At 41.2% G+C, this 22,369-nt stretch carries 24 protein-coding genes; 3 read left to right on the forward strand and 21 right to left on the reverse strand.

The features are described 5' to 3' along the window. Positions 1-4 precede the first annotated feature (4 nt). The 3 genes from F7731_RS13830 to F7731_RS13840 form a co-directional block, all read right to left on the reverse strand. On the reverse strand, positions 5-643 hold the full coding sequence (locus F7731_RS13830) for an HAAS signaling domain-containing protein (protein WP_151535376.1): 639 nt from the start codon (positions 641-643) through the stop codon (positions 5-7). Beyond that, positions 624-971, reverse strand: a complete 348-nt coding sequence (locus F7731_RS13835; protein ID WP_151535377.1) for a PadR family transcriptional regulator — start codon at positions 969-971, stop codon at positions 624-626. The genes F7731_RS13830 and F7731_RS13835 overlap by 20 nt, the downstream gene beginning before the upstream one ends. 75 nt (positions 972-1,046) lie before the next feature. Next, on the reverse strand, positions 1,047-1,916 hold the full coding sequence (locus F7731_RS13840) for a cation diffusion facilitator family transporter (protein WP_151535378.1): 870 nt from the start codon (positions 1,914-1,916) through the stop codon (positions 1,047-1,049). A gap of 214 nt (positions 1,917-2,130) precedes the next feature. Between F7731_RS13840 and F7731_RS13845 the strand changes: the two genes are divergently transcribed. Beyond that, complete coding sequence (locus tag F7731_RS13845) at positions 2,131-2,457, forward strand: YnfA family protein (protein WP_151535472.1); 327 nt, start codon at positions 2,131-2,133, stop codon at positions 2,455-2,457. Between the two features lie 16 nt (positions 2,458-2,473). Continuing rightward, positions 2,474-2,674: a hypothetical protein gene (locus tag F7731_RS13850; protein WP_151535379.1), complete on the forward strand. Its 201-nt coding sequence runs from the start codon at positions 2,474-2,476 to the stop codon at positions 2,672-2,674. 172 nt (positions 2,675-2,846) lie between these two features. Here the strand turns inward: F7731_RS13850 and F7731_RS13855 are convergent, their stop codons facing one another. The 18 genes from F7731_RS13855 to F7731_RS13940 form a co-directional block, all read right to left on the reverse strand. After that, a complete protein-coding gene (locus F7731_RS13855) occupies positions 2,847-3,299 on the reverse strand; it encodes a hypothetical protein (RefSeq protein WP_151535380.1) in 453 nt (150 codons plus the stop codon). Positions 3,300-3,523: 224 nt separating this feature from the next. Then, positions 3,524-4,501 (reverse strand): 5-oxoprolinase subunit C family protein, encoded by a 978-nt coding sequence (locus F7731_RS13860; protein WP_151535381.1) that lies wholly within the window; start codon positions 4,499-4,501, stop codon positions 3,524-3,526. Beyond that, positions 4,502-5,386, reverse strand: coding sequence for a 5-oxoprolinase subunit B family protein (locus tag F7731_RS13865; protein ID WP_151535382.1), 885 nt, complete (start codon positions 5,384-5,386; stop codon positions 4,502-4,504). Between the two features lie 18 nt (positions 5,387-5,404). After that, on the reverse strand, positions 5,405-7,453 hold the full coding sequence (locus tag F7731_RS13870) for a sigma 54-interacting transcriptional regulator (RefSeq protein WP_151535383.1): 2,049 nt from the start codon (positions 7,451-7,453) through the stop codon (positions 5,405-5,407). A gap of 99 nt (positions 7,454-7,552) precedes the next feature. Then, a complete protein-coding gene (locus F7731_RS13875; RefSeq protein ID WP_151535384.1) occupies positions 7,553-8,182 on the reverse strand; it encodes a nucleotidyltransferase family protein in 630 nt (209 codons plus the stop codon). After that, on the reverse strand, positions 8,179-9,000 hold the full coding sequence (locus tag F7731_RS13880) for an XdhC family protein (RefSeq protein ID WP_151535385.1): 822 nt from the start codon (positions 8,998-9,000) through the stop codon (positions 8,179-8,181). Before F7731_RS13880 ends, F7731_RS13875 begins: the two co-directional genes overlap by 4 nt. Positions 9,001-9,020: 20 nt before the next feature. Beyond that, on the reverse strand, positions 9,021-9,347 hold the full coding sequence (locus F7731_RS13885) for an XdhC family protein (protein ID WP_151535386.1): 327 nt from the start codon (positions 9,345-9,347) through the stop codon (positions 9,021-9,023). An 88-nt stretch (positions 9,348-9,435) separates the two neighbouring features. Continuing rightward, entirely contained in the window at positions 9,436-10,293 is an 858-nt protein-coding gene (locus F7731_RS13890) for an FAD binding domain-containing protein (protein ID WP_151535387.1), read from the reverse strand. A gap of 1 nt (position 10,294) precedes the next feature. After that, positions 10,295-12,640, reverse strand: coding sequence for a xanthine dehydrogenase family protein molybdopterin-binding subunit (locus F7731_RS13895; protein WP_151535388.1), 2,346 nt, complete (start codon positions 12,638-12,640; stop codon positions 10,295-10,297). Further along, entirely contained in the window at positions 12,637-13,152 is a 516-nt protein-coding gene (locus tag F7731_RS13900; protein ID WP_151535389.1) for a (2Fe-2S)-binding protein, read from the reverse strand. The genes F7731_RS13895 and F7731_RS13900 overlap by 4 nt, the downstream gene beginning before the upstream one ends. Positions 13,153-13,185: 33 nt before the next feature. Next, entirely contained in the window at positions 13,186-13,632 is a 447-nt protein-coding gene (locus F7731_RS13905) for an SRPBCC family protein (RefSeq protein WP_151535390.1), read from the reverse strand. 160 nt (positions 13,633-13,792) lie between these two features. Next, positions 13,793-14,560 carry a LamB/YcsF family protein gene (locus tag F7731_RS13910; RefSeq protein WP_151535391.1) on the reverse strand — a complete coding sequence of 256 codons (768 nt, stop codon included), beginning with the start codon at positions 14,558-14,560 and terminating at the stop codon, positions 13,793-13,795. A 4-nt stretch (positions 14,561-14,564) separates the two neighbouring features. After that, positions 14,565-15,920 carry an acetyl-CoA carboxylase biotin carboxylase subunit gene (locus F7731_RS13915; RefSeq protein WP_151535392.1) on the reverse strand — a complete coding sequence of 452 codons (1,356 nt, stop codon included), beginning with the start codon at positions 15,918-15,920 and terminating at the stop codon, positions 14,565-14,567. Positions 15,921-15,950: 30 nt separating this feature from the next. After that, on the reverse strand, positions 15,951-16,199 hold the full coding sequence (locus F7731_RS13920; RefSeq protein WP_151535393.1) for an acetyl-CoA carboxylase: 249 nt from the start codon (positions 16,197-16,199) through the stop codon (positions 15,951-15,953). Continuing rightward, positions 16,192-17,190: a 5-oxoprolinase subunit C family protein gene (locus F7731_RS13925; RefSeq protein WP_151535394.1), complete on the reverse strand. Its 999-nt coding sequence runs from the start codon at positions 17,188-17,190 to the stop codon at positions 16,192-16,194. Before F7731_RS13925 ends, F7731_RS13920 begins: the two co-directional genes overlap by 8 nt. Further along, positions 17,187-18,056, reverse strand: a complete 870-nt coding sequence (locus F7731_RS13930; RefSeq protein WP_151535395.1) for a 5-oxoprolinase subunit B family protein — start codon at positions 18,054-18,056, stop codon at positions 17,187-17,189. Before F7731_RS13930 ends, F7731_RS13925 begins: the two co-directional genes overlap by 4 nt. A 426-nt stretch (positions 18,057-18,482) precedes the next feature. After that, entirely contained in the window at positions 18,483-19,904 is a 1,422-nt protein-coding gene (locus F7731_RS13935; RefSeq protein ID WP_151535396.1) for an aldehyde dehydrogenase family protein, read from the reverse strand. A gap of 28 nt (positions 19,905-19,932) precedes the next feature. Beyond that, a complete protein-coding gene (locus tag F7731_RS13940; protein WP_151535397.1) occupies positions 19,933-21,264 on the reverse strand; it encodes an aminotransferase family protein in 1,332 nt (443 codons plus the stop codon). A 173-nt stretch (positions 21,265-21,437) separates the two neighbouring features. Here F7731_RS13940 and F7731_RS13945 point away from each other — a divergent pair, with 173 nt between their 5' ends. Further along, the gene (locus F7731_RS13945; protein WP_151535398.1) at positions 21,438-22,367 is read left to right on the forward strand and encodes an ABC transporter ATP-binding protein; all 930 of its coding nucleotides are present in this window, start codon (positions 21,438-21,440) and stop codon (positions 22,365-22,367) included. The last annotated feature ends 2 nt before the right edge of the window (positions 22,368-22,369 follow it).

Consider the following 22,369-nt stretch of genomic DNA (forward strand, 5'->3'; position numbering starts at 1 on the left):
AAGCTTATACCGAAGCTTTTTTCCCCCACCTATAACTAATCAGGCAAACTGGGTATAAAAGGAGGGTAAATAAAATACAGATCCCAATAAAGGATTCCGTCAATAATGGGCTAAACCATTCATGGGGAATAATTCGGAAAACCGTTAGAACCATTAACGTTGCATTTGGAATTAAGGCTAAAAAGAATGTCCGCTTCATCAGTTTCCTGCCTTTATGCCCAAAGCCTCTGCCGATTTCATAGCCAAGCAAAGCCCAAAAACACAAATAAATAAGAGCAATCAAGATTGGAAAAGAAGTTAACTGAACCCACAAACTCGTGAGCCATCCCCATTCAAGAAGATTATGTGCCAAAGTAAGAAAAGAACCAGCAGCAAAAAAAAGAATATTAACGGCGATGAACAGCCATTTCATATTGCTGGGAGTTACGGAAAGCTCCTCTCGCCACATGGCAGCAATTTCCTCAGGTGTTCCGAACCGTGAGTAAACTTGATTACGGAGCTCATCTTCATCCTCTAATTTATAGAGCTCGACAAGGAGCTCATCAAGATGTGCATCATATTCCTCTAAGATTGATTCTTTTTCTTTATGATTGCCGAGATGCTTGGTAAGCTCTCCTAAAAACTCATCCTTCAGCCGATCCATGTTTTTTTCTCCCCATCACCTTGTTCATGACAGAAACAAAATCATGCCATTCGCGGGTTTTTTCAAGAAGCATGGCTTTCCCCGCTTCAGTAATCCGATAATACTTCCTTGCAGGATCTTTCTCCTGCTCCTGCCAATAGTATTCGATGTATTCCTGCTTTTCGAGCTTATGAAGCGCTGGATACAGCGTGCCTTCCTTAAAAGAAAACTCATTTTCGCTGCGTTTCTCGAGCTCTTTAACAATCTCATATCCGTACATATCCCGCTCACCTAACATTTGAAGCAGCAATAAGGACGAGCTTCCTTTGACTAATTCACGATTAAACATATTTTCACCTACCTAGAATTATTAGGTATGTAGAAATTCTACACTCAAGGGAAGAAAATGTAAAGTACTTCTTCTTTACGTTTTTAATCTTTCATTTTCAGGTTCTAAATGAATTAATACTTGAGCTTTACTAAATATAACTTGAATTCTGTTTTCAATACGGTCGCAAAGATCATGTGCGGTCTCAATATCTTCATGTGCAGACACAACTAAGTGAAAATCAATATATTCATCGGGACCTGAGCGTCTTGTTCGAAAGTCATGATATTCAATATACTCATCACTAAACGATTCAATAATTTGCAGAATAGATTGTTCCTCTTCAGTAGACAAGCTTGCATCTAATAATGGTGGAAATGATTCCTTCATTAATTTAAATGCTTCCACCATGATATAGATAGCCAATCCGATCCCTATGATTGGGTCCAGAAAATACCACCCCGTCAAATTTACCAGTAATAAACTAAAGGCTACACCAACCGAAGTGTAGACATCTGTAAGTAAGTGGAGAGCGTTTGATTTCATGGCAACCGAATGGGTTGCTTCGGCAGTTTTCCCTACAATTTTTGACACAACAAAGTTAATGGCTGCACCAATTAGCATAACTAAGATACCTAGAAAAGGCAGTTTGATTGGTGATGGATTCATTAGTTTTTGAATACATTCATGAATAATCCATATGCCAGCAACAAAAATTAATATCGTTTCAATCGTTCCAGAAATATTCTCAATTTTCCCGTGTCCATAAGGATGTGTTTTATCTGCGGGCCTGCTCGAAATTCGGACAGAAAAAAAGGCTATTAAAGAAGCCATTAAATCTAAAAACGAGTGTATGGCTTCAGAAAGAACAGCGACTGATCCCGTAAAGATTCCAACAATTATTTTTAAAATAACCACTGTCGTGTTACTCATTACGGAAAGGAAAGCTACTTTAGAAGAATTCACAGGTTATTACACCTCCAAAAGATTATTATTAGATTAACAAATCAATCTTATGTGGGTCTATAGCAACGTTTTTTCCTACTTCCCATTAATTAAGTAATAAGAAAGAAAGTTGCACTAAGCAAAAACACTGATTTTTCATATACCTTTATCGCGTCAAAGTTCAATAGATAAGATATAATAATCGTTAAATGAATTGTTTTAGGAAGTGAATTTTATTTTTTATAGTATAGTTTTGTTTTTTCTTGCGGGATTAGCTGAAATTGGTGGAGGTTATCTTATATGGCTTTGGCTAAGAGAAGGTAAGCCACTTTATTGGGGGATCTCCGGGGGAATTATCTTAGCACTTTATGGTGTTATTGCTACATTTCAAAGCTTTCCTTCATTCGGCAGAGTTTATGCGGCTTATGGCGGAGTATTTATCGTTCTTTCTGTATTATGGGGTTGGGGGATCGATAAAAAAGCACCTGATTTATATGATTGGGTAGGTGCAGGTATATGTATAGTTGGTGTTTCGGTGATGCTGTTTGCACCACGCCAGTAAAAAAGGAGGTGGTAATATGGTTATCCAATCCAATATGTCACCAAAAGCTGTAGTTGAAATTTGGGAAGCTACAGCTGCCATTTTTGAAAAATACAATATACTGCTTACAGAAAAATCTATGGAAGCCACTGTGGATTCAGATACACTTGCTAACCTTTTAACTGAATTAAATAACATCGTTGACAGCTCAGCTGCTACTTGTATAGAAGGTGGCTGACAATTGCCATTCAATAGGGAGTAGGTTACTCCTTTATATTGCTAAAATAAAACGATTAAAAATCCGAATCATTCATGATATACTCGGATTTTTAATCGATTAAGATTTCTACAAATTCATTTTGCAAATTGAAGCTCATTTCATATTCTTTTTTCATAGGCTAAAGTCAATATCACCTCCCTGGCATACCCATCCCAGGTGAGCCACCCATGCCTGGGAAACCTCCCATGCCTGGGAAGCCACCCATACCCATGCCTGGTGGACCGCCCATGCCTGGGAAGCCACCCATACCCATGCCTGGTGGACCGCCCATGCCTGGGAAGCCACCCATACCCATGCCCGGTGGACCGCCCATGCCTGGGAAGCCACCCATACCCATGCCCGGTGGACCGCCCATGCCTGGGAAGCCACCCATACCCATGCCTGGTGCACCGCCCATGCCTGGGAAGCCACCCATACCCATGCCTGGTGCACCGCCCATGCCTGGGAAGCCACCCATACCCATACCTGGTGCACCGCCCATGCCTGGGAAGCCACCCATACCCATGCCTGGAAATCCACCCATACCCATGCCCGGGAATCCTCCCATGCCCATACCTGAAATACGTTGAGAATCATATGTCATATTTTCACCCACTTTTTTTAGTCTTTTACATGGTATGCCAAATAAAACTAGGAGAGCTTATTCACCTCTAAAATTAGGCGGATAAGTACTATCCTGTTTCTTTTCTTCAACAATAATTTCCGCAAAATAGGAGATTGAAATAAAAGTTAGTTCCCTTGGAATGTAAATGCGGGGCGTGATTAGAGGAGATAGGAAAAGCTGAAGAGAATTTATTCGTGCTAATCCTATCTTTTTATAAAATAAACCAATGATTCCAGCTTTTTTCTTCTTTCTGCACGGACTTGCATGGCTTGATCAATGGTGACTGTGATAAAGCGGCATTGGGATAATGGTCTTGATTGGGCAATTAAATCAAGATCCTGGCTTATAACGGTGCCAATGGTGATAAACCCACCGCCTGTTGTTGCGTCATTTTGCAAAACAATCAATTCTTCCTCGTTTGTAAATAAGACTGAGCCAATTGGATAGGCGATATCAACAACATTAGAAAAACTATTCCCTGCACCGAAAGGCGGGTGTTGCTCGGTAAATGACACTTTTGGCCCTTTATAACGGTAAGCAACTCGATTGGATTCGTGGGATACGGTCCATTCTGAATTTAGAAATGTTTTTAATGCAAGATCATTCATTAAATAACCTGTTATCCCCATCATGACTCGTAATTCTTGAAAGTCGCTAAAGGACGGGATAAATTCTAAGGGAATGGATTTACCAATTTGTTTTACTGCTCCGGGCAACGATTCGTTTATTTCAATTCGATCCCCTGCCGCTAACTTTCTGCCTTGGAAGCCGCCAATCTGGCTTAATTCATAGGTAGATTTACTGCCCATGACATCTGGAACACTTATGCCTCCAGAGATACATAAATAACTTTTTACCCCTTTAAGACAAGCTTCTATCTTTAAGATGTCACCTGCTTTTACTTGGCAGGTTTCCCAGAATGATACTGGCTCGTTGTTAATATAAGCCTCCATTGGTGCACCTGTTAAAGCAATGATATGATTTTTTTGAAACTCAAATTTTCCGCCAATTAACGTTAATTCAAGTGCTGCAAAATCTTCAGGATTCCCGACAAGAAGGTTTCCAATCATAAATGAGTATTTATCAGCCGCACCTGAGGGTGGAACGCCCAAATGATATTTTCCAACGCGTCCCATATCCTGTACAGTTGTCCACAGCCCAGGGTCTTTAATTTCTATCATTTAATAATCCTCCATTAGCTCCTGGATGTATTGCTTGCCTTTTTCGGCATATTCAAGCGGAGATAATTCGATGTCTTTCATTTTAAATCGATACTTGCCTGTAATTACTTCATTCCTTATCTTTTCATATTCGGTTTCATTGATGGGGCGGTATTTCCAAATATCACCTGGCCTAGCTAGAAACGAGGCCTCTTTTAAATCTTCTAACTTGTTAGTTGGATCAACGACAGAAACGGCAGATCGGCCTATTAGCTGGTAGCTACCCGGACCGCTTACAGGATAAATGACATTGAAAGCGCCGCCCAATCCCATGCCCCTTTCCGGTGTTTCAGTTCGAGGGCTATTGTATTTAGGTGATTGAATAATTTCGTTTGGCTGTAATCCAAGAGGGAATTGCCAGGCCGTTCCCGGAAGGAAACCAACCATCGTAATTAAGTAGGGCGTTTCTGAATGTGATTGAATAAATGCTTCTTTGTCTGTAAATCCATTTACCTTCATGACAAATTCAAAGTCCGATAAATCGGGGGCTGGGTGCCTATGCCGAAAGCGGTAGGAATATTCCTCCGACACAGGATCATCATACCATGCTGGGATTTCAACGATCCGGACTGAGAAATGCAGCTTTGTTAGATCACTTTTCGTTAAATCTATGTCTTTTAAATAATCTTGTAAATCTCTGGCTGAGATAATATCAGGATTGTAGCGGACTAAATAGGATGAATTGGAGGGAACTATTTCAATAATTCCTGGGATTTCTCTATTTCTCAGCTCATCCGTTACGGCCAGTGCTTTAAAATTGCTCTCAATTCTCATATCACGGGATATTTCAGCATATATATATTCATCACCGCCGAAACTAAAGTGTGTTTCAGGTAAATTAAACAACGGGAGTCACTCCTCTTATTATTTCAGCTTCTTTATCCGCCTGCTGATTGTAGCTGGACTAACTCCTAATACTTTGGATAGTTTATCAGCTGTTCGATATTTCTGCATTCCTCGTTCTATTAACTGTGTTTCTAATTCTTCTACAGCTTCTTTGAGCGGCATTAGCTCTAAAACAAATAGCTGCTTTTTCTTTTTTTTCACTTCACCGTAAAGATATTTCAATACATGCTCCCGCTGAATCCATTCTCCTTCAGTCAACAGGATTAACCGCTCCACAATATTCTGAAGCTCCCTTACATTTCCTGGCCATGTATACGTCTCTAATACTTCAATTGCTTCTGGAGTGAAGCTTTTTTTAATATCATACATTTGTTTAAATTGCTCTAAAAAGTGAATAGACAAAGGAAAAATATCTTCTTTTCGTTCGTTTAGGGCAGGGATACGAAATGGAATGACATATAATCTGTAGTATAAATCCTCTCGGAAATCTCCTTGATTGACCATTTCACGGAGATCCTTATTTGTCGCCGTAATAATTCGAACATTTATAGAAAGCGGACGAACGCCGCCGATTCGAGTTACTTCTCGCTCCTGTAGCACGCGTAATAGCTTTACCTGCATATTTAAGGGCAGCTCACCAATTTCATCAAGAAAAAGGGTGCCATTATTAGCTATTTCGAATAATCCCGCCTTCCCATTTTTGTCCGCCCCCGTAAATGAACCTTTCTCATATCCGAATAATTCGCTTTCAATCAAGTTTTCCGGAATCGCACCACAGTTAATCCGAACAAACGCCTGGTTATTTCTCGGACTTGCTGTATGAATTTTCTGGGCAAATACTTCTTTTCCGACACCTGACTCGCCCTCTAGTAAAATAGTAGAATTAAATTGGGCTACACGTTTGATCTCTATTACTAATTGCTCGATTTTTTTCGAGCGATAAACTAGCCTTTTTTCTTTATTGTTCTTTTCTTGTCGATTATGTAAAGCTTGATCTGCATCTTTCTCTGATTGATCCTTTAGGGAAGAACTCTGCTGAGTAATATCCCTTGAAAGCACAACTACCTTCTCTAATTTGCCCTCGTGATAAACTGGAGTTGCCACAGACCAAACCCGGCTGCTCCCAGCGGAATCCTGAATGGCAGTCACTTTTTTCTTTTGCTTCTTACATAAATCAAATACATTCGGCTGAAAAATATTGTTTTTCGAAAACTCATCTATATTTTTCCCTATGATTTTCTCAGGGGTTTCCACCTTCCAAAAGTCTTTAAGAAACATGCCGGCAACACGAATAATCCGCCCGCTTCCATCAATCACCAGTATTTGCTCTTGAGAAGATGCATAAACAGCTTGTAAATCGGAATTCAAGTTTCGAACAAAATCCAGCTCTTGAACGGCTTCTTCGAAAACCTCTCTGGAGAAAAATACATGGACAAGTCCGGTTATATTCCCATCTACTTGCAAAGGGTAGAAATTCCCACTTATTTGTTTAAAATTAATTGAAGAATTGACGCTAATAAGCGTTTCTCCCTCCAAAACCTTATCAAGATTTTTATCATTCGTTAAAAGAGTTTTATAGTTACGTAATAGCAAAAATGAACTTGAAATGCCTAAAATATTTTCTGCTGTTTCATTTATAAATTCAATTTGATAATCAACATTTGTCCGGACTATCCCTACGCCCGCACCATGTAAAAGCAAATTGATATCCTTTAATCTGAGCTCATTTATATGATGCCTTGCCTGTTCAATTGTCGTGTAGCCAACAATTTCTTCCTTCGCATTAATCCCGATCATTAATGAAACATTATGATAAAATTCAACTGGTGAATACTGGGGAACTTTTAAAATATCATTTTTATATTGAATCAATTGAGTTAAGTCTGAAGCTTTGGAGATTTGATTCAACAGAAGTTCTTTCGTACAATAACCTATTAAAGTCCCTTTTTCCGTTACGAAAACAATATCTATATTTTGATCTGCAAAATGGTGAATAACAGCTTCAATCGTACTGCGAACATCAACAAAGATTGAAATCGGTTTCAAAATATCTTTCCAAATAATCAACCTTTTCGTTCCCCCCTGATTAAATTCGAACCTCACTACGCCCATTATACTTTTTTTCGCAAAAGATAGGAATTTATTAGTGTGAAAATATAAAAACTTCTATTTATTCAGACTTACAGCTTTATTATAAGCCTCAGGAGTATCGATATCGAATAAAATCCCACTATCCTCCACAGGGATAGATTGGCGGCAGGAAATTTGATTCATAATCACCTTTGCCCCGCGATCACCTTGCAGCTTCATAAAGATATTTTTATCTTGGTGTCCAAAAAATACTGGATGACCTGATATCCCTTTATACTTAGGCTGTATCACAAAGCTTTTTTCATATTCCTTGAGCATGTCTTTTCCTAATTGAAAAATGGATTGAACAGTACTTTGCACAATAAAAGGAAGGTCGCCAAGGAATACCATAACTCCTGAATGATGATCCGCTACATTTATAAAACCAGCTTTTAATGAAGAGCCTTGCCCAGATAAATAATCTTCATTGACTACCCAGCGAAAACGTGGATCATCTATTAAAATCGCTTTTTGTATATTGTCAGCTTCACAGCCTATCACCGTAATTATCTCAGAAAAATTCGCCGAGGCTGCCGTGCGAATTACATGCTCTAATAACGGCCGTCCCTTTAATGGCAACAATTGCTTGGGCTGCCCCATTCTTGTAGACGATCCCGCAGCAAGGATAATTGCACAAATAGATGGGTTCATTGCATTTTCGTTCATACAGGTTCCTTTGTAGCTGCTGCTTTATGAATATATTCAGATCCTTTCAGGAATCCGCCCGCATGCCCATTCTTTTTGGCCACAACCTCTGCCAAAATACTGAGAGCTATTTCTTCCGGTGAATCAGCACCTATATCTAATCCTATTGGACTGTACATTCTATCAAGCTCATTTTCAACAAAAATGACACCCTCTTCCTCCAACGCTTTTAGCATTCGCATACGACGAGAGCGTGGACCAAGGACACCTATGTATGGCGAAGAGGAGCGTAGGACGAATTTCAATGTTTCTTGATCCCTCTCTATATGGTGATTCATCACAACGATATACGTCCTGTGTCCAATTTTAATTTTTCCCTCAAATTCACTCGTTTTCACAATGAGTCTATTTGTTCCCGGAAAACGTTCCTCACTATTATAAAATTCCCGCTGGTCGACAACAGTTGTTTTAAATCCTAAAGAAACCGCAGATTTGGCAACTGGAATTGCATCATGTCCTGCACCAAAAATCATTAGTTCTGCAGGGGGAATGTGCACATCAATGAAAATATGAATCTCTTCACCATTTGGAAGTGTGAATATTCGTGTCTCCGATTTTGGATTGGATTCATTTAATTTCCTTCGTGCAATTTCTGTCACTCGCTGATTGATGTCCTCATCTCCAAGATCACCAATTGTTTTGCTCTCTTTAGAAATAAACAAACGGCACGGCTCTTTATTTAACTTTGACGGATCAATTGGCATGATAGTCGCCAACACACTTTCCCGCTCTTCTTCTAGACTTATTAGCCATGCTTCAAATGGTGATAAATTTAACATTCTATCCCTCCGTCAATGATTTAATTAGGCTCGACAAGTTCAATATAAATTTTCACTGAGCCAGGGCATCCGAGTCCGAGTCCCCAAACTAGGTCCTCGTCGAGATCATATGTTTTTAATATCGGCGTGCCAGATTCCATTACAGATTTTGCTACTTCAGCTACATCAGACTCCAGACAGCCGCCAGAAATCATTCCGGTCATATTCGCTTCTTCATCGATGAGCATTTTCGCCCCTTCTCTTTTATAGGCTGAACCGGCAACACCGACTACTGTGGCTAACGCAAACTTTCTGCCTGATTTTCGCGTCTTATTAATTGCTTCAATAATTAATTCATGATCGTTCATCCTATTACCTCCTAATCAATACGAATTTATCCAATTAAAAAAGGGCGTTTCTCCTATAAGATACGCCCCTATTCTATTAAGCTATGTTTTAATGAAAGACCGACCTTAACGCTCTCTCTGTATAGACCTTACACAAGTTTCTTCTATATTCTTCAGAAGAATATAGATCACTGGCCATCTCACCATCATCAGCTGCCAATTGTGCTGCTTCTTTTATCATCGTTGCAGATAAAGTTTGGCCTAAAAGCTTATTCTCTACTGAAGTTGCCCGATAAGGAACATCCCCGACACCCGTTATCGCGATTTTAATGTAATCAATCACATCATTGTCTCCAACTCCAGCAACAACAGCAACACCAATAACAGGATAGCCCGATGCTGGATGGAAAAACTTAAGATAAGCTGATTTTGTATGTGCAGGTGGTATAGCAAATGAGACACTTGTTAATACACTATTTTCAGGCAGCATCGTAATCAGAGGTCCTACGATAAAGCTATCAATATTCATCGTTTCTGGACCGTCTTCTCCATAAAACGCTATTTCGGCATCAAGGGCATAAGCAGCTGCCGGCAAGTCTGCGGCTGGGTCTGCATGTGCGATATTCCCGCCAATGGTTCCGCGATTCCGCACCTGCAAATCACCAATTTGACGAACCGTTTCTGATAAGACAGGAGTATACTGCTGAACGATTGGTTCATTTGCGACTTGGAAATGTGTCGTAAGTGCACCGATTACAATGCGATCTCCCTCTTTTCGAACTCCCTTTAATTCGGCAATGCGGCTAATATCAATTAATGCTCCCGGTTCCGATAATCTAAACTTTAAAAGTGGAACTAAGCTATGACCTCCTGCAATCAGCTTTCCTTCACCATTAAATTGCTGCAATTGCTGAATGGCCTCATCAATAGAATTTACGCGAACATAATCAAATTTAGAAGGTATCAAATTACTTGCCCTCACTTTCTGAAATAGCTCTCCACACTTTTTCAGGTGTGAGCGGCATTTCAATATCTTTTATCCCATATGGTTCTAATGCATCCATAACCGCATTCATAATCGCAGGAGTTGAGGCAGTCGTTCCTGTTTCCCCGATTCCTTTTGCACCAAGTGGATTAACAGGGGATAAAGTTTCGGTAAAGGCTGTTTCAATCTTAGGGAAGAAACGAGCCTTTGGCAGTACATAATCCATGAATGTTCCGGTTAAAAGCTGGCCATCTTCGTTATAAACAGCCCCTTCCCAAAGTGCCTGGCCAATTCCTTGAGCGATCCCTCCATGAACTTGACCTTCAGCAGTCAGCGGGTTAATCACACGCCCAACATCGTCGACAGCTATATATCGTTTGATTTCAATTTGTCCTGTTTCTTTATCTACTTCAACAACGGCAATATGTGTGCCAAACGGATATACAAAGTTTTCCGGGTCGAAAAAGGACTGTGCTTCAAGAGACGGTTCTAAGCCTTCCGGTAAATTCCATGCCATATTAGCCGATTTCGCTATTTCTTGGAATGTCCGTTCAAAGCCTGGAGCCCCATTAACTGAGAAGATTCCATTTTCAAATGTCAATTCTTCTACAGACACCTCAAGCTCATGAGCGGCTATTTTCTTTCCCTTCTCGATGACGCGATCAGTCGCAATCGAAACCGCTGTACCCCCTACGGCTACTGAGCGGGAACCATATGTCCCCCAGCCCATCGAAATCGCCTTTGTATCACCAAAAACGAGTTCAATATCATCCATCGGGATGCCTAATTTTTCTGCAACGACCTGCCCAAAAGTAGTCGCATGCCCCTGTCCATGAGGAGAAGTTCCAGAATAGACCGTTACTTTTCCAGACGGATGGACACGAACGGTTGCATTTTCCCAAACGCCCCCTTGGAATCCGATTGCTCCCGCCACCTTTGAAGGTCCAAATCCGCATAATTCCACATACGTGGAAAAACCAATGCCAATTAATTTTCCTTGTTTGCGCAGTTCCTTCTGTTCTTCACGGAACTGATTGTAATCAAGCATTTCTAGCGCCTTTGCTAACGGCTTTTCATAATCTCCGCTGTCATATAATAGTCCTTGTGCATTCGTAAAAGGAAACTCTTCTTTCTGGACAAAGTTTTTTCTTCTGATCTCTAATGGGTCCATCCCAATTTTTTTTGCGAATAAATCGATAGCCCGCTCAATCTGATAAGTAGCTTCAGGCTTACCTGCTCCGCGATAGGCATCCGTTGGCGTTGTATTTGTGTAAACACCGAACGTTTCACATGAAGCATAAGGAATTTTATAAGAACCTGTTACCATTAAGCCAAAGTCAATCGTTGAAACACCTGGTCCCATTGTAGATAGATACGCACCAACATTATGGGTATTTTTTACACGAACAGCCGTTAATGTTCCATCCTTTTTCCCAAATAGCTCCACGTCAATGACTTCATCCCGGCCATAGTTGGAAGCCGTAAAGTGCTCGTTTCTCTCCTCTATCCATTTCACCGGACGGCCTAAATCACGGGCTGCATAGCCAACAAGTGCTTCATCAGGATAAACACCGATTTTCCCGCCAAAGCCGCCGCCCATATCTGGCGCAATTACTCTTAATTTTGCTTCTGAGATGCTAAGTACTTCGGATAAAACCATCCGATGAATATGTGGATTTTGTGAGGTGCACCAGAGGGTTAATTCTCCGCTTCCTGGATTATAGTGGCCGATGGCTGCCCGTGTTTCAATTGGGCTCGGAGCAACCCGCTGAACATAGAAGCTTTGCTGAATAGACACTTCTGCGTTTTCACAAACCTCTTCTGGAACCGCTCCTGCTTTCCAATGGAACGCAATATTCTTTTCAATATCATCATGAACAAGGGGTGCATGATCTTGCATAGACTGCTTCTGCCCTACTGCTGGGGATAGAGTTTCGTATTCCACCTCGATCAAGTACATTGCATCTCGAACCGCATAACGGCCCTCTGCAATGACAAGGGCGACACCATCTCCAACATAACGAACTCGATCAATCGCCAACGGATATTGTGGAGCTTCTTTCAAATCGCATCCTGGGACAAGCCATGAGGAAGGAACACGGCCAATTTTTCCTTCTAAATCTTTTCCTGTATAAATAGCCACAACTCCAGGTGCCTTTAACGCTTCCTCCACATTAATACTCTTGATCATGGCATGAGCATGCGGGCTTCGCAAAATAGCGGCATGTAGCATTCCAGGGAGTTTAATATCATCCGAAAAATAACCGTTACCTGTTATCAGCTTAGGATCTTCTTTTCTCTTCAGTCGAGCACCAACAACCTTTGTCATGATGAGCGCTCCTCTCCTACTAATTGAACTTCCGATTCTAACATTAGCTGTGCTGCATGTTTAACAGCTTCAACAATGAATTGGTAACCTGTACAACGGCAAATTACCCCTTCAAGACCTTCACGAATCTCCTCATCGCTAGGATTAGGATTTTGTTCCAACAGACCAACTGCCGCAATCATGACGCCAGGCGTACAGTAGCCGCATTGCAGCCCATGCTTTTCCCAAAAGCTTTGCTGGATTGGATGCAGATTATCAACTTGCCCCAGGCCTTCAACGGTCGTAATTTCTGAACCGTCCGCTTGTACGGCAAGTACCGTACATGATTTCACCACTTCTCCATCCACCATAACTGAGCATGCACCACATTGACTCGTATCACAGCCAATATGTGTCCCTGTCAAACCAAGATCATCACGAATATAGTGCACAAGTAGCGTCCGCGGCTCTACATCTGCACATCTTTCTTTCCCGTTGATTTTCACCTTTACATTCACATTTTCAATTGCCATTCATTGCACCTCCCAATAGATACCTTTTTTAGATTAGACTAGCTGTCTCGCCTCTTTTTCAATGTCTTTAAAAAATTGACCAATGACCACTTTTGCCACTCCGCTCATGACTCTTTGTCCTACAGAAGCGAGAATCCCTGTCAATTTCACATCTGCCTTGCAATGAAGAATAGTTCCTTCCTCTGTTTCTACTAAAGCCATTTCAGCATCGGCATCAATCTCACCCGGCTTGCCCTTACCAGTAACAAGTAGACGGTAAAATTCAGGCTCCTTCTGATCAGCCTGTCGGACATCCCCTGTAAATACTCCCTTAACTGGACCAATACTAATCCCTAGCTCCGATTCAAAAACATTGTCCTCCACTTCAGTAAATGACTTACAGCCTGGCAGCGCCCTTTTCAACACCTCCTTATCTTGAATCGTTCTCCAAAGCACTTCTCTTGGGATACTCTTGAAGGTATATGATTGCTCAATTTTCAAAGCGACATCTCCTTTATAACAATTTCGATCTCCGTTTTTATTTCTAATATTCAAATAATTACCCACGTGCTTGCTCAGAGTTATTTCCTGTCATAGCTTTATCCCTTCCTCATAAAAAGGAAGGGAGTCCTGTTCAAACAATTGACTTTACATGTTGATCTTAAAAAATCATTTTCTTAATTGGAACAATCTCGATGCCGCTCTCTTTTAGCGCTTCAACTATTTTTTTTGCCAAAATTGAAGCTCCTGGTGTATCCCCATGAATACAAATAGTTTCAGCTTTAATAGAAGCATCTTTACCATCGTGGGTTATGACCTTTTCTTCTTTTACCATTCGAACAACTCGTTGTGCCATGGCTTCATAATCGCTTATAACTGTCCCCCTTCTTGTTAACACAATTGATCCGCTCTCTGTATGCTCACGATCAGAATAGACTTCCTTTGCTACAGGAACGCCCATTTTTATCGCTTCTTCCAGTAATTCAGACTGATTTAGAGCAAAAATAATCATTTGTGGGTCCATTTCGTGAAGCGTTTCTAAAATGGCACGAGCTAATGCCTTATCCTCCGCTGCTTTCATAAATAAAGCTCCGTGCGGTTTACAATGCTGGATGCTCACATTGGCCGCCGAACAGAATTCTCTTAAAGCACCTACTTGATACATGACGTAATCTTTAATTTCTGATGGGGTACAAGTCATATAACGGCGGCCAAAACCTAATAAATCTGGGAATCCGGGATGAGCGCCAATTCCAACATCATATTTTTTTGCCAGCTCCACTGTCTTTCTTATAACATGCGGATCTCCAGCATGAAAGCCACAGGCAATGTTGGCAGAGGTAATGTACTGCATCATTTCTTCATCATTGCCTAATTCATAAAGACCGAAGCTTTCTCCCATATCACAGTTCAAATCTACTTTATACATCATGTCAGCTCCCAAGTAATTGTCCTTTTTGTTCGGCCAGAAATTCAGTCGTATAGTTACCGCCGATAAATTGGTCGTTTCTCATGATTTTCTCAAGAAGCAGCAAATTAGTTTTGACTCCTTGTATATTCATCGCTTCAAGTGCTTTTTGCATTTTAGTAATAGCATCATCACGGGTTATTCCATGAACGGTGATTTTTCCAATCATTGGATCATAAAATGGGGTCACCGTACTGCCGTTTACAAAGCCAAAATCATATCTCACGTCATCCCCCGGCAGCTCCAAGCTAGAAATCACTCCTGGACTAGGGAAGAAGGTAAATGGATCTTCTGCATAAAGTCTGCATTCAATCGCATGACCTGTTTTTGTGATATCATCCTGTGTAAAAGGCAAGCGCTCTTTTGCAGCGATCTTGAGCTGTAGTTCAACTAAATCCAGTCCCGTTATTTCTTCCGTCACCGGGTGCTCAACTTGAAGGCGTGTATTCATTTCAAGGAAATAGAAGTTTTTATGTTCATCAAAAATAAATTCCATCGTTCCTACATTCGTATAATTGATTTCCTTTACACCACGGACAGCTGCTTCAAACAGTTCATTTCTAAGGTCATCATCTAAAAATGGCGATGGACTTTCTTCAATCACCTTTTGATTCCGCCGTTGGACTGAGCATTCTCTCTCATATAAATGCATCACATTCCCATAAGCATCTGCAATAATCTGGACTTCAATATGGCGTGGCTTTGAAATCCACTTTTCTAAAAAGACGGTACCATCATTAAAAAATGAATTAGCCTTTTGCTTCGTTGCATCAAACACCTTGATTAATTCTTCTTGATTGTGAACGAGTTGCATCCCGATTCCACCGCCTCCAGCACTCGCTTTTAGCATAAGCGGGTAGCCAAGCTCGTTCGCAATCTGGATGGCTTCCTCAATCGATTCAATGCTTTTATCCGTACCTGGCACAACCTTCACACCTGCTTTTTGCATTTGAAGCCGTGCTTCAAGCTTGCTGCCCATCAAGTGTATCGTTTCTGCAGAAGGACCGATAAAAACGATATTTTCTTCCTCACAACGGCGGACAAATTCCGGGTTCTCAGATAAAAACCCATAGCCAGGGTGAATCGCATCGGCACTTGTTTCTTTTGCTGCCTGGATTACCTTTTCAATATTAAGATAGCTTTTTTTCGCTTGGGCTGGACCGATGCATACAGCTTCTGTTGCTTCACTTACATGTGGAGCCTCTGCGTCTGCTTCTGAATAAACTGCGACTGTATCGATGCCTAGCCGTTTACAGGTGCGAATAATTCTCCTCGCAATTTCTCCTCTGTTTGCAATCAGCACCTTTTTAAAATAGGCCATCTGCACTTTCTCCTCCTTTTTTCAAAATATTTACTGTTCAATAATGACTGCGATCTCCTGGCCAGCGTCGAGCAGGTCTTCATCCTCAACAAAGAATTGTCCTAGTACGCCCTCATTCTCTGCTTTAATTTCATAAAAGTTTTTCATAACCTCTACAAGACCAATCACATCGCCTGCTTTTACTGGTTCTCCTTCTTTAATATACACATCCTTATCAGGAGCTGGTTTTCGATAAAATACGCCTGGGATTGGTGTTAACACTGTTTTTTGTTCAGCCATTTTTTATACCTCCAACTTGAGCTAATACTTGCTCCTTCATTTGATTGATTTTCTTCTGATAGTCTTTTCGTATTTCTAATGCTTCGTGAATATCAACCGCAACAAACCGTACCTTTTCGTTCGTTTTGATTTGCGCCATTTTATTTAAATCCGTACTAATAATGGTACAAATCGTCGCATACCCTCCGCCTGTCACCGCATCGTTTAATAAAGCAATCGGCTCGACACCATCAGGTACTTGAATGGATCCAATTGGATAACCTAAATCAACGACATTGGATGGGTTGCTGCCAGCTCCAAATGGCTGTTCACGTTCAACGAAATTCAAGCGCTCCCCTTTAAAGCGATAGCCTACACGGTTGGCTTCTGGTGTAACAGTCCAATCAATTGAGAAAAACCGTTCTTTACTTTCCTCTGTCAGTCGATAACTGCATAATCCTAAAACTACACGGATATCATTTGTTTTTGAAAATGAAGGAATGAGCTCTTCACTAATGCGGGTTCCTGCGGCGACCTCAAATTCCTTATCATTGCCAATCTTTAACTCATCACCGGCTTGAAGAGCACGGCCTTCGAAGCCTCCGATGCCACACAAAGTATAGGTGGAGCGTGATTCCATAATCAGCGGTACATCAATTCCACCTGTAACTGCTAAGTAAACACGGGCACCTTGCTTGATAAAGTCAAAGGACAGCACATCTCCAGCTTTAACTTCAAGTGTCTCCCACATCGGAACAGGCTCACCATTGATCTTTGGAGGCATCTCGCCCCCTGTAATGGCAGCGGTTACATTTTGTTGAAATTCTAAAACCGGCCCCATATACGTAATCTCGAGAACAGCGGCATTATCCTTATTTCCAACGAGTAGATTGCTTGCCAAGTAAGAATATTTATCCATGGCTCCTGATGGGGGCATACCCACTTCGTAATGACCAATTCTGCCTGAATCTTGAACGGTCGTTTGCAATCCAGGGTTAATTACTTTAATCATGCATACAACCTCCTTAATACAGAATCTGAAAATGCTTTTGGATTTTCGAGTACTTCTTGAGGTGTAAAGGTAATTTCCTTTGTCAAATAGCGGAATTCTCCACTTTCTACTTCTTTGCGAATATCTTCGTACTCCTCAATCGTAATGCTTCGATATCTAAAAACATCCCCTTGTCTAGGGAAGGTCATCGATTCTTTGAAATCTTGCAATCGCTGCTCTTTTTCAAAAATAGGTGCTGCTGCAGTCCCAAACAATTGATAGCCGCCAGCGCCTTGAACAGGATAGATAACCGCAAAGGCTCCACCAAATCCGAATGCTCTCTCTGGTGTATACGTTCTAGGTCGAACATATTTCGGCGCTTCAATTTGCTGTTCGTTAGGCACCATTTGGTAGCACCATGGCAAACCCGGTACAAATCCAATCATCGAGACAAGATAAGGGCTATCCGTAATCGATTTAATGAGTTCTTCTTTAGATTGAAAGCCATTTGTGCGGGCCACATATTCCAGATCTGTTGCTGTTGGATCCTGATGCCGATCCCTGAAACGCATTAACGCCTCATGTGTCCACGGATCTTCGAATAAGATCGGCACATCAACAGCACGTGCTGTAATTTCAAAGCTTTCTAAGGAAACCTCTTGTTCGAGTTCTTTCAATTTTGCAATTAACTCATCAGGATGGATAATATCTGGATTAAAACGAATCATGTAGGATGCATTCGAGGGACAAATATCTAAAATTCCAGGCAACTTTTCCTCTCTTAATGTTTTCGTAATAGCCATTGCCTGAAAATTCGTTTCTAGGCTCATTGCCTCAGATAATTCAACAAAAATAAACTCATCACCGCCATATTCATAACGGGCCAATGGTCTTCACCTCACTGAAAGTATTTACCTACTAATCTTGCAATTTCTATGCCAATTAAATATTTTTTGTTTTTTTTGATTATTGGTTGGTAGGAGGTGAAAATAGCGGTAAAAATCTTGCAATTTTGAAAGTTAATATTTCAGTATTGAAAGTGTTTGATTGGGTTGTTTTTCGAAATTAAGCAGGAAGGGGGATGATTTGGGAAGAGGTCGATAAATTTTTGAAAGTCGCCGATATATAATGAAAGTCGCCGATATATCTCGGAAGTCGCTGATATATCTCGGAAGTCGCCGATATATCTTGAAAGTCGCCGATTATCCTAACGAACTAAGCCACTTATCTATAAATAGAGCCCCTTGAATATAGAAAATCAATCAAAAAAAGGACTGCATCATCTTTTCAAAAAAGATTTGCAGTCCTTTTTCTTAATTTCTATTAAAAACGACTAGTTTCTGCTCTGTCATTTCTTCAATCGCATATTTAATGCCCTCTCTGCCGACTCCGCTTTCTTTCACCCCGCCATATGGCATATGATCTACACGGAAGGTAGGAATGTCATTGATCATCACGCCACCTACATGCAGCTGCTGTGCCGCGGTTAAGGCAGTATGAACATTATCCGTATAAATACCAGCTTGAAGTCCATAACGAGAGTCATTTACGAGTTCAATGGCTTCATCCACAGACTTTACTTTATTAATCAGTACAAATGGAGCAAATACTTCCTGGCAGGAAACCTTTAGACGAGGATCAGCTTCTAATAGAACAGTAGGTACTAACATATTCCCCTCTGATGTACCTCCTGCAACTACCTTCGCTCCCTGCTGTTTAGCTTCTTCTAACCAGTCAAGAGTTCTCTGCACATCGTTTGGTGTGATTAAAGCGGAAACATCTGTCTGCGGATCTAGCGGATCACCCAAATTCAGTTGCTTCGTTGCATCAACAAACTTTTCAACAAAGGCATCATATAAATCTTCATGGACGTAGGCCCGCTGCAAGGAGATGCAGACTTGGCCCTGAAAGCCAAATGCGCCTGCTACACAGCGGGAAATAATTTTATCAATATCAATCCCCTGATCAATAATGACCGCCGCATTCGATCCTAGTTCGAGAGTGACTCGCTTTAACCCTGCTTTATTCCGGATCCCAATACCTACTGCCGGGCTTCCGGTAAAAGAAATCTTTTGAACCCGGTCATCTTTCACAAGCTTTTCGCCAATAACTGAGCCGCTGCCACTTATAACATTTAAGGCTCCCGCTGGCAATCCTGCTTCTTGAAATAATTCAGCAATGAAAAAGGCCGATAAAGGCGTTTGACCTGCTGGTTTCAAAATAACGGTATTGCCAGAAGCAAGGGCTGGACCTACTTTGTGGGCAACCAAATTCATTGGAAAGTTAAAAGGGGTAATCGCCCCAATCACACCAATTGGTTCACGGACTGTATAAGCAATTCTTCCTTCCCCGCCAGGCGCCGCGTCAAGCGGAATTGTTTCTCCATGAATCCGTTTCGCTTCCTCCGCAGAAAATTTGTATGTCTGAATCGTTCGAGCTACCTCCGCCCTTGCTGCTGAAATTGGCTTGGCTGCCTCAGTGGCAATGATTTCAGCAGCTTCATCTGCCCGCTTCTCTAAGAGAAATACTACTTTTTCTAAAATCTGCGCCCGTTGATAGCTCGGGATCGCAGCCATTGTTTTTCGCGCATTATTAGCGGCTTCTATCCCCTTGTCAACCTCTTCAACCGTCGCAGCTGGAATCTCTGCTATTACCTTCCCACTGTAAGGAGAGTGAAGTGGTACATATTTACTTGCCTCGACCCATTCTCCATTAATGAATAATTTTTTCTTCATTTGTAGTTCTCTCCTATTCTACTATTCTTTATTTTAAAACCTGCGCTTCAATAGCCGCAATCGCATCATTGAGAATTTCAAGCAATCTTGCCATTTCTTCCTTGTTGATGGTTAACGGCGGCGAAAACACGAGAGTGTCTTGACTATCGAACACGACAGACCTGCAAATAAGTCCTCGTTTTGCCGCTTCCGTTACAATCATTGGAGCTATCGAAGTCTGAAATCTTTCATTTGTTTGTTGATCCTTGACAATTTCGATTCCACCCATTAATCCAAGGCCTTTTACCTTGCCTACAATTCTCCGCTCTCCTTGAATCCACTTAAATCCTTTGAGCATTTCATTCCCCATTACCTCAGCGTTTTTAATCAAATTCTCCTGTTCAATGATATCGATATTTTTCAATCCGACCGCACAAGCCATTGGATGTCCGCTGTATGTGTAGCCATGCAGAAGTGTTCCTGTCGATAATTCTGTAAAGTCCTTATGGATTTTCTCAGAAATCATCACCCCTCCTAGCTGGGCATACCCGCTTGTCACTCCCTTCGCAAAGCACATCATATCTGGTACAACACCGTAATGTTCAATTCCGAAATACTTTCCAGTTCGTCCAAATCCAGTGATGACTTCATCAGTAATAAATAAAATGCCATACTCATCACAAATGCTCCTAACCTCTTGGAAGTAGCCATCAGGAGCCACGTGCAACCCGCCGGCACCTTGCACAGGCTCTGCAATAAATGCAGCAATCGATTCCGGACCTTCCGCTTCAATCACTTCACGCAAATCTTGAGTCGAAAAATGATCTGCATAGCAGAAATCTGGGTCAAAGGAGTTCGTAAATTCACGAAATGGTTTTAAGCCTGTTGCGTTTGTTGCCCCCATCGCGACACCATGATAGGACTTCGTTCGGGAAATAATTTTTCTCCTGTTCGGCTGTCCTTTTAAAATCCAATAATGGCGTGCCAATTTATAGGCTGTATCATTCGCCTCTGAACCACCTGAAGTAAAAAAGGTCGCACTTAAATCCCCAGGCGCAATTTCAGCGAGTTTTGCAGCCAGTCGGATTGCCGGTTCATTGCTAAATGTGGCAAAGCACGACGAAAAAGCAAGCTTTGACATTTGCTCCATCGCCACTTTCCCTAATTCCTCTCTGCCATGCCCAACATTCACATTCCATAGAGAAGACATCCCATCAATAACTGTATTTCCTGCCATATCTTGAAGATGGACTCCTTTCCCTTCTGTAAAAATAAAAGAAGGTCCCTCGTCTTGCTGCTGTTTAATAGGAGAGGTTGGATGCAGAAAATGTTTCTTATCTAATTCCATTAATTCTTGAATTCTATTCTTATCTTTTATCATGATTAGATTCCCTCCAGAAAATTATAGTTTCGTTCTTATATAAGTTTTAAATGCAAATTTTATGCCAACTTTTTATTATTTGTTTCGCATAAAGAGAGCATAATTCCAATTTCTAAAAGAATACAATTAACCTGGGTATGAATTTTTTGTTTGATTACAAAGGGGGTATTGAATTGCCCATTTTGGAAGTGAAGGAACTTCGAAAGACGTTTCAATCAGTTGTCGCTGTAGATTCAATTAGCTTTTCCGTAGAAGCTGGAGAAATATTTACGATCATTGGTCCCAATGGTGCCGGGAAAACAACGACACTGGAGATGATTGAGGGGCTACAAACGCCAGATAACGGAGACATCCAACTAAAGGGATTGAACTGGAAAAGTGATTCAAAGCGAATTAAGCAAATGATTGGTGTTCAGCCGCAAACGAGCGCTCTATTCGATCTGCTCACAGTTTATGAAAGTTTGGATGTGTTTGCTGGGTTTTATGAACGCTCGCGACCCATTGAGGAAATCTTGGATTTTATTAATCTAGGCGACCATCGAAAAAAATTTGTAAAAACCTTATCTGGCGGGCAACGGCAACGGCTGGCGATTGGAATTGCATTGGTAAATGATCCTGACATCTTATTCCTAGACGAACCGACAACAGGGCTGGACCCACAAGCACGTAGAAACCTATGGGATATTATCCTCAAACTGAAAGGCTTAGGAAAAACAACTATTTTAACAACGCATTATATGGAAGAAGCCGAAAAGCTAAGTGACCGGGTCTGTATTGTTGACCAAGGGAAAATTATCGCTCTCGATACGCCACAGAACTTGATTCAGCTTTTAGCAAAAGAACGTGAAATTCACCTGACTTTTCCTTCAAGCATGAAAGAAGCTCAGAATATGGTTCAAGTGGTTAAAGACTATCCCGGAGTAACTAAAGTGCATTCCGAACAGAACGTACTCCTATTTTCAACAACAAGTTCAGAAGAATCATTGTATCAACTCTTTAAATACACAACAGAAAATCAAATCGAGGTAAGGCAGATTGGAATTAAAGATTTAAGCCTCGAGGATGTTTTTATTGCATTTACAGGGAAAGAGTGGAGGGACTAATC

This window comes from Cytobacillus depressus (assembly GCF_008923245.1).
Classification (GTDB): domain Bacteria; phylum Bacillota; class Bacilli; order Bacillales; family Cytobacillaceae; genus Cytobacillus; species Cytobacillus depressus.